Source organism: Vogesella urethralis (assembly GCF_007644045.2).
Classification (GTDB): Bacteria; Pseudomonadota; Gammaproteobacteria; order Burkholderiales; family Chromobacteriaceae; genus Vogesella; species Vogesella urethralis.
The window spans coordinates 1-14571 of the sequence record NZ_VMDW02000048.1 but is presented as its reverse complement, the minus strand read 5'-3'; the positions used below and the strand labels follow the sequence as shown (position 1 = coordinate 14571).

Below are 14571 nucleotides of genomic sequence, written 5' to 3'. Positions count from 1 at the left end.
AAGGAAACCGCCCATGAGTTTTGCCATTCCCGGCCTGGATAACGCCAACGAGTTTTACAGTCAGCACTACCTGGACGACATCCTGGAGCGCGACCTCAAGCCGCTGTTCGACAAATGGAAAGAGCAGGGCAATAACAGCCCGCTGGTCAAAGTACGCTCCGCCTCGGGTACCAATAGCTACTTCCGTGCCCGCGACCGCTTTCTGGCAGAAAAAAAACGCAGCGAACGCCAGGCTTTGTTTATCGACCTGGTACAGCCGCTACTGGAAGCCATCGGCTATGGCCTGTCGCCGCAAAACCTGCCGCTGGCAGAAGGCGAGCTGCCCGTCCTGGCGGTGTACCGCGATGCCCGCCAGCAGCCCTTGCTGGTGATTGCCGCTGCCGTGTCAGACCCTGCCGACGACGAAGCCGGCCCGCTGCAGCTGTGCCCGGGCCAGCCCGGTAAGCACGGTAGCGAAGACTGGGAAGAAATCATCAGCCGCCGGCTGTTTGCCGACGACCACCCGCCGCGCTGGGTGCTGCTGGTACACCACGACGAATGGCTGCTGATCGAACGCAGCAAATGGAGCCGCAAGGCCCTGCTGCGCTTTAGCCTGCCCGAGCTGTTTGGCCCGCGCGACGAACGCGCGCTGCGCGCCTTTGCCGCCCTGGCCGGTGCCGCCTCGGTGCTGCCGGTAGAAGGCGGTGCCGCCTTGCTGGACACGCTGGACGACAGCTCGCACAAGCACGCGTTCGAGGTATCTACCGACCTCAAATACGCGCTGCGCGAGTGTATCGAGCTGATCGGCAACGAAGCCATCCGCTACAAGCGCGAAGTGGCCAAAGAAAAGGTGTTCGACCGCAACGATACCGACCTGGCCGAGCAGCTTAGCCGCGAATGCCTGCGCTATATGTACCGCCTGCTGTTCCTGCTCTATATCGAAGCCCGGCCAGAGCTGGGCTACGCCCCCATCAATGCCCCGGCCTACCTCAAGGGCTACAGCGTAGAGCACCTGCGCGAGCTGGAACGCACCCCGCTCACTACCCCCGAGGCGCAAGACGGCTTCTATTTCCACGACAGCCTCAAGCAGCTGTTCGACCTGATCTGGCAAGGCTATCCGCGCCGCGATGCCCACGCCGGCCAGATCGACCTGCCAGTCGATGCCATACTGGAAACCGGCTTTACCATCGCCCCGCTGCAAGGCCATTTGTTCGACCCGGCACAGACCAAACTGCTGGGCAGCGTGCGCCTGCGCAACCGCGTACTGCAGCGCGTTGTCGAGCTGATGTCGCTGTCGCGCAGCGGCAAAGGCAACCGCCGTGGCCGCATCAGCTACGCTACGCTGGGCATTAACCAGCTGGGCGCGGTGTACGAGGCGCTGCTGTCCTTCCGTGGCTTCTTTGCCGAAGAAGAGCTGTACGAAGTGCGCCCCGACCCCAAAGGCAAGAAAGTTACCGCTAGCGACAGCGACGAAGACGCCGACGAAAGCGATAGCGACGACAGCGTGCTGGACACCGCCAGCGCCGCCGACAAGAAAAAAGACGCCGCGCTAGACCCGTTGGACGCCGCCTACTTTGTGCCGGCCAGCCAGATACACCTCTACACCGACGCCGAGCGCCTGTTTGGCGGCGAGCCGCGCTGCTACCCCAAAGGCACCTTTATCTATCGCCTGGCCGGCCGCGCCCGCGAAAAATCCGCCAGCTACTACACGCCAGAAGTGCTCACCCAGTGCCTGGTAGAACACGCGCTAAAAGAAATCCTGCCCGGCAAATCGGCCGACCAGATCCTGCAGCTCACCGTGTGCGAGCCGGCCATGGGCAGCGCCGCGTTCCTGAACGAAGCCGTTAACCAGTTGGCCGAAGCCTATCTGCAAGCCAAGCAGAAAGAGCTGGGGCAGAGCATTCCGCACGAGCAGTACGCCGAAGAAAAGCAGCGCGTCAAAATGTACATTGCCGACAGCAATGTGTTTGGTGTGGACTTGAACCCGGTAGCGGTAGAGCTGGCCGAAGTCTCGCTGTGGCTCAACGCCATTTTCAAGGGCAGCCACGTGCCGTGGTTTGGCATGCAGCTGTACAGCGGCAACTCGCTGGTAGGCGCCCGCCGCGACGTGTTTAGCACCGCCCAGCTGTCGCCGGGCAAGGGCGACGGCGGCCAGCCGGAGCGCGACTGGCGCTGCGCCGTGCCGCGCGCACTCAAGCTGGCCGACACCCCGGCCAGCACCGACATCTTCCACTTTCTGCTGCCGGCCGACGGCATGGGTATGGTCAGCGACAAGGTAGTGAAGGCGCTGGAGCCCGCCGCCTTTGAGCAGTTCAAGCTGTGGCGCAAAACCTTCTGCGCCCCGCTTAGCCGCGACGAGGTGGGCCGCGTGCAAAGGTTGGCCGCAGCGGTAGAGCAGCTGTGGCAGCAACACGCTGCCGAGCTGGCCCGCGTGCGGGTTGCCACCAGCGACCAGCTGCACGTATGGCCAGACCCGGCGGCCAACCATGCGCCCACCAGCACTGCGCAGAAAGACGCCATCTTTCAGCGCGAAATGCTCAGCGAAGCGCAAAAGAACGCTAGCCCTTACCGCCGCCTGAAACTGGTGATGGATTTCTGGTGCGCGCTGTGGTTCTGGCCGCTGCACAAAGCCAGCGAGCTGCCCAGCCGCGAGCACTGGTGGTTTGTGCTGGAAACCGTGCTGCTGGGCAACGCCAGCCTGGCCAGCCAGCCGGCTAGCGACTTGTTCCCCGACACCGTAGCGCAGCCGGGGCTGGACTTTACTCCGGAACGCGACCGCCACGGCCACGTCGACCTGGCCGCGCTGATGGCGGCGCTGCCGCAGCTGCAGGTTGCCCACGCCGTGGCGCTGCAACAGCGCTTCATGCACTGGGAGCTGGAGTTTGCCGACCTGTTCAAGGTGCGCGGCGGTTTTGATGTAATCCTGGGTAACCCGCCTTGGATCAAGGTGGAATGGAACGAGCAGTCGCTGCTGTCCGACTTCGACCCGCGTTTTGCTATCCGCAAGCTGTCCGCTAAGCAGACCGCCGACCAGCGCGAGGCAGTATTTGCCGCCCAGTTAGCCGCACGGGATGACTATCTGGCTGAGTGTGTCGCTACAGAGGGGATGGGGCAGTTCCTGAATGCAGTCCAGAACTATCCTGTGCTGGCTGGGCAAAAAGCCAATTTGTACAAATGCTTCCTGCCGCTGGTGTGGCGGGTGGGGGCGGGAGTGCAGGCTTTACTGCACCCTGAGGGCGTGTACGACGATCCGAAAGGTGGGTCATTGCGATCAGAGCTATACCCTAGGCTTGCGGCTCATTATCAATTTGCTAATGAGCGTTTGTTGTTTGCTGAAGTGGATAATCACACGCGCTACAGCATTAACATTTATGGGCAATCCAAGGTTCAGCCAAAGTTCATCACAGCAGCTAGCTTGCTCGATCCGATCACCCTTAAGAGGAGCCTGGAGCACGCTGGCGGTGGACGAGTGCCCGGCATGAAAACAGATCAAGGCAAATGGGAACTTGCAGGTCATGCTAGCCGGGTGATCGAAGTCGATGCCGCCATGCTTGCTACCTTTGCTCAGCTCTACGACGAGCCTGGTACGCCCGCGCTCCAGGCGCGTTTGCCGGCAGTACATAGTCGCGAACTGGTATCGGTACTGGAGAAATTCGCCAATGCACCTCGTCGTTTGGGGGATCTGGGTGATGATGTTTACTGCACCCAGCATTGGAACGAAACCATTTCACAAAGCGATGGCACTATTCGCCGCGATACCGGTTTTGTTGATAGCCCCGCCGACTTCGTATTGTCCGGCCCGCATTTCTATGTTGGTAATCCGCTGAATAAAACCCCTCGCGCAGTTTGTGACACGAACAAAGCCTACGACCAGCTCGACCTCGAAGCCTTGCCCAACGACTATCTACCGCGCAGCAATTACCAGCGTGAGTGCGCTACTGACGTCTACCTGGCACGTACCCCGCGTGTGAGCTGGGTGGAGGCGGGGGAGAAAGAGGCCAAACCGGTGACGGCTTATCACCGTACTGTTCATCGACGAATGTTTAGCCCATCTGCTGAGCGTTCATTGATTATGAGTCTAGCTCCCAAGGGAGCCACACACATCAATACGGTAATGTCAATTGCGTATAAATTGCCGCTGTCTGGTGTTGATTTTGCAGGTTCATGTAGTGCGCTTCCGATCGATTTTTTTGTTAGATCGACGGGTAAAACTGACGCGTATGAAACTTTGATGAAACAGTTGCCGACTTTTTCGCATGGAGGGGTCAGACTGCGCGTCTTATTGCTTAACAGCCTTACCACTCACTATTCTGACTTGTGGGCTGAATGTTGGAATGACGCCTTCAGCAAAGACACCTGGGCCAGTAACGATCCACGCTTGCCACAGGATTTCTTCAGCAATTTGATCCCCAAATGGCAGCGCCATTGTGCGCTGCGCAGCGACTACGCCCGCCGCCAGGCGCTGGTGGAAATCGACGTGTTGGCCGCTCAGGCGTTGGGGCTGACGCTGGACGAGCTGCTTACCATCTACCGCGTGCAGTTCCCGGTGATGCGCCAGTACGAACGCGACACCTGGTACGACGCCCGTGGCCGTATTGTCTTTACCGCCAGCAAAGGCCTGGTGGGCGTGGGCCTGCCGCGCAAGGCCGGCAAGAAAGACGCCCCCTGCAAACTGACCTACCCTGACACCGGCAACGAAACCCGCCGCCTGGGCTGGGAGGACATCATGCCCAAGCGCGCCGACGACGGCACGTTGCAGCCGCAGGTGGCCGACGGCACCATCATCCAGCGCCCGGTTATCGACGACACCCAGCCCGGTGGCCCGATCGAGCGCACCATCCAGTACGTCGCCCCCTTCACCCTGGCCGACCGCGAAGCCGACTACCGCGTGGCATGGGCGCATTTTGCCAAGGAGCAAGACCATGCGTAATGCAGCAAGAAAGCTGGATGTGATCGAGATACATGAACTTTTCCCGCAGATTAACCAGCGTTTTGATCTGGAAGAGCAAATTGGCGAGCCCAGTGGTTTTGGTGCGGTATGGCTGGCTTACGACCGCTGGCTGGACCGGGAAGTGGCGTTGAAAATCAGCCAGACCGACCTCAGCCCAGAGGTTCTGCTGTGCCGTGATATTGAAGGGCAGACCGTACGCATTTATGACTACTTTCGCGGTGAACATGGCTGGCATGCGTACTCCATGGAGCTACTGCACTCATCGTGGCGCACGCTGTCCAGCTGGATACAGAGGCACCGTTATCGTGAACACGATCTGCAGCATTATTTTGACTGCTTCGAAGTGATGTACGACGCGTTGCGCGGGCTGGCGGCGATTCATGGCCGCCCTTACAGTCGCGAAGGGCGCTATGTGCATGCCGATATCAAACCGGCCAATCTGTTTTTCCTGTGCCAGCCCAAAAAACGTCCGAATACGGTGTTCCGTATGCCCGCGCACCAGGACATGGTCAAAATCATCGACATGGGTATCAGTACGCAGCGTGGCGAGCATAACAACGCGGGCACACCCGCCTATGACTACCCGTACAAGCAGGATTGCCGCCCGGGGCATGATTTGTACTCGCTTGGGCTGACCTTTCTGGAAATGCTGAGCGGCGCCTTGCCAAATCACCACACCATGGAGCACAAGGCGCGCATCACCACCTTTGTGACGGCGGTGAGCTCTGGTAGTGCATTTATCGATAACCTGGCGGTTGAACTGGCACGCCAGTGTGCCCGTGCGGCAACGCAGCCGGCGATCACGGCGCGCAGCCTGCTGGCCTGGCTGGATGAGCAGCTATTTGAGCTTAATGAAGCCAACTTGTTGCTGCTGCGCAGTATTCACCACCATATGTCGGGTGCATTGAAGAAAGACGAGTTGGCCAGCGCGGCTTTCCCCTACATGGCAGCTTATTTCGGCTGGAAGAACCAGACTGTTGGCCGCATCGAGTTTCTGAAAGAGATGATTGGCGATATGTACGCGCAAAACCTGCTGGTACGTGATGGCTCCAGCTATCGCTACTTCGTCCGCTAAGTCTGCTATCCGTCGATTTCAAAGAACAGGTTTGTGACATGCAACCCCTCATCGTCGCCCAACAAGTTACCCACGGTATTGCCGACTTTCTGCGCGCCGCCTTTCCCGCCAGCAGCACCGGTTTTGCCGGGGTGGTAGAGCGCTTTCTTGCGCAGCGGGACAATGTGTTTAAAGGCCCGTACCTGAGCATTCCGCTGCCATTTCGCCAGCAGGCGGGCGAGGCACCGGCTTTTGCTTGGCTGCCGAACGGTTTTATTCCGCACGCCCACCAGGCCAAGGCCTTCCGCCGCCTGGCGGGGGACGACGCGCGCTCTACACTGGTGGCCACCGGTACCGGCTCTGGCAAGACCGAATGCTTTCTGTACCCGATTCTGGAGCATTGCCGCCTGCAGCAGGCGGCAGGGCGGCGGGGCATCAAGGCCATCATCTTGTACCCGATGAACGCGCTGGCAGGCGACCAGGCCAACCGGGTAGCCAAGGAGATCCTGAAAGCTGGTGCTCTGGCCGGGGTACGGGCGGGCTTGTACGTGGGGGAAACGCCGGAGGTAACGTCGCCGGTGGTGACCACGCTGCCAGATGGCAGCGTAACGGTGATTACCGACCGTAACGAGCTGCGTACCAACCCGCCAGACATTTTGCTGACCAACTACAAGATGCTGGACTTCCTGCTGGTGCGCGCGGCCGATACCCCGCTGTGGGCATACCAGCAGCCGGATACCCTGCGCTACCTGGTGGTGGACGAGCTGCATACCTTTGACGGGGCACAGGGTACCGACCTGGCTTGCCTGGTGCGCCGCCTGAAAGGCCGGCTGGATACCCCACCGGGGCAGCTGGTGTGTGTGGGTACCTCGGCGACGCTGGGCGACGACGGTGTGGCGGACTTGCTGCGTTTTGCCGACGATATTTTTGGCGAGGTAATGGACGACGAGGCGGTGATTGCCGAAGACCGCGTGTCGGTAGGTGACTACCTGGCCGATGCCGTGATCGAATACATGCAAACCCCGCAGCCGGCCAGCGTGGCGGCACTGGACCCGGCCCAGTATGGCGATATCGCCAGCTATATCGCGGCCCAGTATGCGCTGTGGTTTGGCCAGGCGGTAAGCGCCGCCGAGGTGGAGGCCAAGCCCTGGCGTCATGCGTTGGGTGTGGCGTTGAAGAGCCACTTTGCCTTTCAGAACCTGCTGCGCGACCTGGACCGGCTGGGTGGCAAGTCGGTGTGGCTGGACGACCTGTTGGCACTGCTGCCGCGTCGCTTGCCGGCGTGTGACGATGAACGTTACCCCTTGTTATGGCTGTCCAGCTTGTTGTCACTGATTGCTTACGCCCGCAAGCCGGGGCATCAGGACTTCTTTTTGCAAGTAAAGATAGAAATCTGGCTGCGCGAGCTACGGCGCATGGTGGCACCGCTGTCTTTACAGCCGGCACTGATGTTCCATGACGATTTGGGCCCGGCTGAAAAAGAGCACGTTTATCTGCCAGTTATCCACTGCCGCGACTGCCACGCTACCGGCTGGGGCAGTACGGTGCACAAAACCAGCCCCAATCAGCTATCTCGCGATCTGCAGGGCTTTTATAGCGCGTTCTTTGCCGAAGACGTGTCGACGCGGTTTATCTTTCCGCCTAGCGAAAACCCGGACCTGCGCGTTTTTGAACGCAAGCAGGTGTGCCCAGCGTGTGGCACCTTGCACCAGGCTAGCCATAGCAGCTGCAGCCATTGCCAGCATGAGGGGCTGCTGCCGGTAGAAATCACCGCCAACCTGCGCGAGAGCACCAAGAATGACGCCAAGTACACCCGTTCGCATCACGATTGCCCTTACTGCGGCGGTCTGAAGACGCTGAGTATTGTGGGTTCGCAAGCGGCCAGCCTGGCGGCCGTGATGGTGGCGCAGATGTTCTCGTCGCGCTTTAACCCCGACAAAAAGCTGATTGCATTTTCGGACTCGGTGCAGGACGCAGCACACCGAGCCGGTTTTCTGGCGGCACGTACCTGGCGCCTTAACTTGCGCCCGGCGCTGGCGCAGGTGATTGTGGCGGCAGCACAGGCTGGCCAGCCGCTTAGCCTGGCCGACTTGCCGCAGGCCTTTGAACAGCGTTGGCGTACGCAGCTGGGCGACGGTCACTACTTGGCCAACTTCCTGCCACCGGTACTGCACTGGTTGCGCGACTACGAAGCGCTGATGGCCGAAGGCGAGCTGCCTGCCGGTAGCGAGCTGCCCAAGTTGATGTCACAAATCATGCCGTGGCTGATCAATGCCGAATTTGGCCAGGATGCACGCATCGGCCGCTCGCTTGTGGTCACCGGCACCGCCAGTGTTCAGCCAGATCCGGCAGCGCTGGATGGTGCGGTCAGCTGGCTGTTGCCGCGTGTGTCGCAAGAAATCGACCCGCTCGCAGCAGCAACCGCAGCCGAAGTGAAAGTGTTTTTGAGTGGCCTGATTGAAACCATGATCCGCGCCGGTGCCTGGCAAGATGCCGGGCTGGATTTTTACGCCAAAGTGGGCTCTACCCCGTGGCCCTACAAGAAAACCCCGTTCCAGTACAAGCTGCTGACCAGCCCGCGCTCACCGCGCTTTTTGTCGCTGGTGTCGTACAAGCAATCGCTGAATGTGGCTGGCGACAAGCTGTTCCGTGCTTGGGCATTCAAGGCCTTCCCGGTGTTACATGGCATTGCCTTGGGCGTGGATGCGCTGATTGTGCCCTTGTACCGTTTGGCGTTCCGGGCGCTGGTTGAGGCTAAGCTGGCAGTAGAACTGGACGCAGACATCGCTGACGATGTGAGCGTATGGGGCCTGCAGCCCCAAGCCTTTAAAGTGCTGCCGGGGGTGAGCCACTGGCAGTGCACCACGTGTCATAGCGCCGTATTTGCCGCGCACGACGATGTGCTGGCTGGCCAGCCATGCCGCCGGCTGGATTGCCGTGGCGAGTTGGCCGCAGCAGCACCGCTGGGCGACTACTATCGCAAGCTGTATTTGAATGCGGATATCCAGCGCGTGGTGGCTCACGAGCATACCGGTTTGCTGCCGCGCGAAACCCGCGAGCGGGTAGAGCGTAACTTCAAATCGGACAGTGCCCAGCCTGGCGCCATCAATGTGCTGTCTGCTACGCCAACGCTGGAGATGGGTATCGATATCGGCGATTTGTCGTGCACGCTGTTGTGCTCGGTGCCGCCGCAGCAGGCTAACTACATTCAGCGCGCAGGCCGGGCAGGGCGGAGCACCGGTAATGCCTTGCTGATGACCATGGCTACCAGCAAGCCGCATGACTTGTATTTCTGGCAAGACCCCAAAGCCATGATTGCCGGCAGTGTGCAGGCGCCTGGCGTGTTTCTGAATGCGTCGGCGGTGCTGGAGCGCCAGCTCACCGCCTTTACGCTGGACTGCTGGGTGCGGGAAACCGGCCAGACCGCGCAGATCCCGGGCGAAGTGCGCGCCGTGTTTGCGGCGATTGAAAAGCAGAACCTGAGCCGTTTTCCTTACCCCTGGCTGAGCTACATCGATCAAAACCGTGAAAGCCTGCTAAGCCGTTTTGTGGCGCTGTTCAATACCGGTGCCTTTACGCCGCTGACGCCAGAAACCGTGCAGTGGCTCAATACCTTTATTGATGGTGGTATCGGAGAAGAAGGCTCCTTGCCCTGGAAACTGGTCCACCGCCTGAGTGGTATTGCCAAGGATGTTGCCGAAATCAAGCGCCAGCGCGACCGCGCCTTGAAAGAAGCCGAGAAGCTGCAAGCGCTGGAAGTGCTGGGGGCGGAGCAGCAGGAAGAGCTGGACCGGCTAAAACAAGAGCGTATTGCGCTGGCAAGACTGGTGGGCGCCATTGAGGGCAAGGCCACGCTGAATGTGCTGACGGATGAAGGCTTGTTACCTAACTATGCCTTCCCTGAGCAGGGCGTGTTGCTGCGCTCGATCATCGTGCGTGACGCCAAACCGGGTGCCGAGCGCCCGGATCCGTTGACCTTTGAGTACGAGCGCCCAGGGGCTGCCGCCATTACCGAGCTGGCCCCCAATAACACTTTTTATGCCGAAGGCCGCCGGGTGATGGTGAACCAGGTGGACGTATCCAAGATCAAGCCCGAAGCATGGCGCTTCTGCCGCCAGTGTGCATACACCGAGCCGCTGTCGTCTGGCGATCATCATCAGCATTGCCCGCGTTGTGGCGATACATTGTGGCGCGACAGCGGCCGGGTGCACGAGATGTTGCGGCTGACAACGGTGTTCGCCCGTACGCTGGACCGGGACAGCCGCATTGCTGACGACAGTGACGAGCGCCAGCGCGGGTTTTATGTGCGCCAGGCCTTGGTGGACTCTGCCCCCGAGGCGGTTCGACAGGCCTTTGCAGTCGACCAGCCTGCGTTTCCGTTTGGTTTCGAGTTTCTCGACAAGGTGACATTCCGCGAAGTGAACTTTGGCGAACAGACGCCAGAGCCAAACCCCATGGTGGTGGCTGGCGAAGAGCTAAACCGACCGGGTTTCACCATTTGTCCGGAGTGCGGCACGATCCAGCGCCGGCGCAAGGCAGAAGAGCAGTATCGTAACCACGCGGCTTGGTGCAGCCGTCGCAAGGATGCAGAGGCCAATACCCAGCAGTGCGTATTCCTGTACCGGGAGTTTACCAGTGAGGGTATTCGTATCTTTCTGCCCGAGGTGGGCTTTACCGATACCAAAGGCGCGTTGTTGAGCTTTGTCGCCGCGCTGGAGTTGGGGCTGACCAAGCGCTTTCGCGGGGCGGTGGCCCACTTGCGCATTGCATTGGATGTGCGCATGGCGGCGGGTTCTGACCAGCCTAGGGCGTATCTGGTGATTTACGACAGCGTGCCAGGTGGAACCGGGTACCTGAAAGAGCTGATGCGCGACCCGGAGCCCTTGTTTGAAGTGATGTCTCTGGCCTTGCAGTCGCTGGATGCTTGTCCTTGCAACCAGGACGACGAGGCAGATGGTTGCCATCGTTGTGTCTACCGCTATCACAACAGTAGCGACCGCCGGGCTATTTCACGCCGGGCAGCACAAAAGCTGCTAGGCCAGGCGCTGCAGCATAAGGCTGCACTGAAACCGGTAGGCAATTTGTCCAATGTGCAGACGAACAATGCACTACTGGATAGCGTGCTGGAGCAGCGCTTTATCGAGGCGCTACGGCGTTCGCACGGTGGTACCAAGTTCGAACTGTCCGAGTTGCTGTTCCGTGGCAAACCGGGCTACCTGGTGAAAGCCGCTGGCCGCCGCTGGCGTCTTGAACTGCAGGTTACTCTGGGGCCGCAAGACGGGGTTGTGCTGCCCAGTAAGCCCGACTTTGTGTTCTGGCCGGACGACGCTAGTGGTGACACGCCCATTGCCGTGTTTATGGATGGCTGGCAGTACCACAAGGACATCATTACGCAAGATCTAGCGAAGCGCATGGCGATTGCCAAAAGTGGCAAGTTTTCGGTGTGGACTCTGACCTGGGATGACCTGGAGGAAGCACTACAAGGCAAGTTGCCCGCTACGCCCTCACCCTGGCCAGCTTTGGTTCATGAGCAGGCCACCGCAGCACTGGCCAAACTGCTTGATGTACAGGGCATTGAGCACCTGTCCAGCTTTAAGGCCATGCCGGTATTTCAGCAGCTGCATTACCGTTTATACGCTTGCGACCATCAAACCATGCGTAAGCATGCCTGCGTGCTGGGTATCGGCTTGATGAAGCCGGAAGGGAATGCAACACAGTTGGCCGCAATGAAGGTGGGCAGCTGGTGGCGCCGCCTGGTTGATCTGGCATTGTTGCCTGATACACCGCAGCACAAGTGGGGTATGCGCGTGCTTGGGGGCAGTTGTGACATGGCTATCGGTCTGGATGCGCCGAGCTTGGGGCACATCCTGCAAGGCGGGTCACAAGCCATGCACGAACCCGTGATTGTGTTGCAGTGGAAAGATCAAGCCGGGTCGGATGTTGAGCGTTTGCAGCTATGGCAACAGCTATGGCAGTGCCTGAACCTGCTGCTGCCTTTAAGACATATGTGGATAGGCAATGAAGCCATGGCTGGCCTAAACAGCCTGCACGACTGCCCGGCATTGCAAACCAAAGAGGTAGGTTTGCCTGCTGAGTGGGAGAGTGTGGCCGAAGTTTGTGATGCCATGCTTCAGCCATTCTTGGCGGCAATGGCAGCGCACTTGCCGCTACCGGAAGATGGTTATGCCTTGCTCAGTGATAAAGGGCGAGTGTTAGCAGAGGCCGAGCTGGCTTGGCCGCAGCAGAAGATAGCGTTGTTGTTACCTGACAACGACGAGCATGCCCAGATCTTTAAACAGCATCACTGGCAGGTATGTGTGCTGAGCGACGGTTTTGACGTTGAGCAGTTGATTGGATTGATGACGGAGCTGGATAAATGAGCCTGACCCCAAAAATTGCCATTTCGGACGATTTTCTGAAGTCGTTTGCTGCCGTACCGCGCTCGCACCAGCTGGCGGTGCTGAATTTTGTAGCCAAATTCAGGCAGAACCCCTTGGCCACAGGTATCAACTACGAACGCATACATGATGCAGCCGACCCCAATATGCGCTCGGTGCGGGTAAACGACAACATACGAGGCATTGTGTTGAAACCTGATGTGGGCAATGTGTACTGCCTGCTGTGGGTGGATCAGCATGATGATGCTTATCAATGGGCGCGTCGTCACAAGGTTGCCATCCACCCTGACGTAGGCAGCATTCAGATTTTTGCGGTGGAAGAGGGGGCTGCGGCCAACCATGTAGAAGTGGTTGCGGATCAGCCTGCCGGCTTGTTTGCTGCTTTGAAAGACCGTGAAATTCGCCGTCTGGGTGTGCCCGACGAGATGTTGCAACAAGTGCGGGCAGTGAATACCGAAGCCGGGCTGGACGACTTGCAATCACGCTTGCCTGACGAAGCGTATGAGGCCTTGTTCATGTATGCGGCGGGCTACTCTCTGGATCAGGTGCTTGCCGAGATGGCGGCCCAGCAAGAGCCTATCGACCCACATGACTTTAGCGCTGCGTTGGATCGCGATGTGTCGCGCCGCCACTTCGTAGTGCTGACAGACGACAGTGATCTGGAAGCTTTGCTGGGGGCGCCGCTTGAGCGTTGGCGGGTGTTTCTGCACCCTAGCCAGCGCAAGCTGGTAGAGCGCGATTGGAATGGCCCGGTAAAAGTCACAGGTGGTGCGGGTACGGGCAAAACGGTTGTGGCAATGCACCGCGCCGCAAGGCTGGCAAAGCAGTACGCCGATATTCCAGGCCGGCCAGTAGTATTCACTACCTTCACCAAAACACTGGCAGAAGATATCCGGCAGCACCTTGCCTTGCTTTGTAGCCCGCAGGAACTGGAAAAAATCCAGGTGGTGAACCTGGATCAGTGGGCTGTTGGCTTGCTCCGACGTTTTGGCTACAAGAGTAACTTGCTCTACAGCGAGTCACAGCGGCGCCAGTACTGGCAGGCCGCAATGTCTGCCTTGCCTGCCGGTGTGGATTTGTCGCCAACATTTTTACGCGCCGAGTTTGAGCGTGTGGTGTTGCCGCAGGGTTGTGAGACAGCCGAAGACTATATGCGTGCGAGTCGTCTCGGTCGTGGTGGTCAACTGAGCCGCCAGCTGCGCAAGCAGATCTGGCCTGTGTTTGCCGAGTATCGTGCCCAGCTACAGGCTGCCCAGTATAAAGAGCCGGAGGAGGCTTTCCGTGAGGCAGCGCAGTTACTGGCAGGCTCTGCCGAATCGCTAGGTATTCGCGCCATGGTAGTCGACGAGGCTCAAGACATCAGCAGTGCGGCCTTTGAGCTTATCCGTATTGCAGTGCCCCAAGCGGAAAATGACCTGTTCATCGTTGGTGATGCGCATCAACGCATTTATCGACACAAAGTCGTACTCAGCCGTGCAGGTATAGAGGTACGCGGTCGCAGCAAGAGCCTGAAAGTGAATTATCGAACAACTGATGAGATCCGGCGTTGGGCATGTGCCCAGCTGGAAGGTTGCGACATTGACGATCTGGATGGTAACCAAGACTCCTTGCGTGGCTACAAGTCGCTGACGCATGGCGAAGTGCCTGATGTATTACACAGCAACTCCATTCTGGAGGATGCACAGCACGTGGCCACTATTCTCGATGAGCTGGCCGCAGATGGTATCGATGCCCGTCAGGTGTGTGTGACAGCCAGGACCAACGATGACCTGGATGCAATAGCGACAGCGCTAAAGCACGCGAACGTTGCAGTTCATAAGCTGGATACACATACCGCAGATGACGACTCTGTAGCTGGTGTAAGGCTTTCTACCATGCATCGGATCAAAGGCTTGGAGTTCAACGTAGTAGTCATCGCTGCATACAAAGGTGCTGAAGCCTATGCAGCTTTGCACAGCCGTGACGAGGATGCTGGCGTTGCAGAAGAAACTGAAGTGGCAGAGCGCTGTTTATTGCATGTGGCGGCTACCCGTGCAAAACAGCACCTTTTTGTGCTGAGCCGGGGTGCGGGTGCTGTCTAACTAGAGAAAGCTGAATCTGCCGGCGATTCACTTCGACGTTCACCCCATCTTGAGTAGCACGTAACTTTAGCGTCCAATCCACCATGACAAGGAGTTGGACATGAAGAA

The 14571-nt window shown here is 59.1% G+C and carries 4 protein-coding genes; all 4 read left to right on the top strand.

Translation table 11 applies throughout. From position 1 onward, the window contains the following. Window positions 1–13: 13 nt before the first annotated feature. From FLQ03_RS02270 to FLQ03_RS02255, 4 genes are read left to right on the top strand one after another with little or no spacing between them, the layout of a single operon-like run. Entirely contained in the window at window positions 14–4909 is a 4896-nt protein-coding gene (locus FLQ03_RS02270) for an Eco57I restriction-modification methylase domain-containing protein (protein WP_144373975.1), read from the top strand. Then, window positions 4902–6005 (top strand): serine/threonine-protein kinase, encoded by a 1104-nt coding sequence (locus FLQ03_RS02265; RefSeq protein ID WP_144373974.1) that lies wholly within the window; start codon window positions 4902–4904, stop codon window positions 6003–6005. The genes FLQ03_RS02270 and FLQ03_RS02265 overlap by 8 nt, the downstream gene beginning before the upstream one ends. 38 nt (window positions 6006–6043) lie before the next feature. Further along, window positions 6044–12364 (top strand): DEAD/DEAH box helicase, encoded by a 6321-nt coding sequence (locus FLQ03_RS02260; RefSeq protein ID WP_144373973.1) that lies wholly within the window; start codon window positions 6044–6046, stop codon window positions 12362–12364. Continuing rightward, window positions 12361–14463, top strand: a complete 2103-nt coding sequence (locus tag FLQ03_RS02255; protein ID WP_144373972.1) for a UvrD-helicase domain-containing protein — start codon at window positions 12361–12363, stop codon at window positions 14461–14463. Before FLQ03_RS02260 ends, FLQ03_RS02255 begins: the two co-directional genes overlap by 4 nt. Window positions 14464–14571 lie beyond the last annotated feature (108 nt).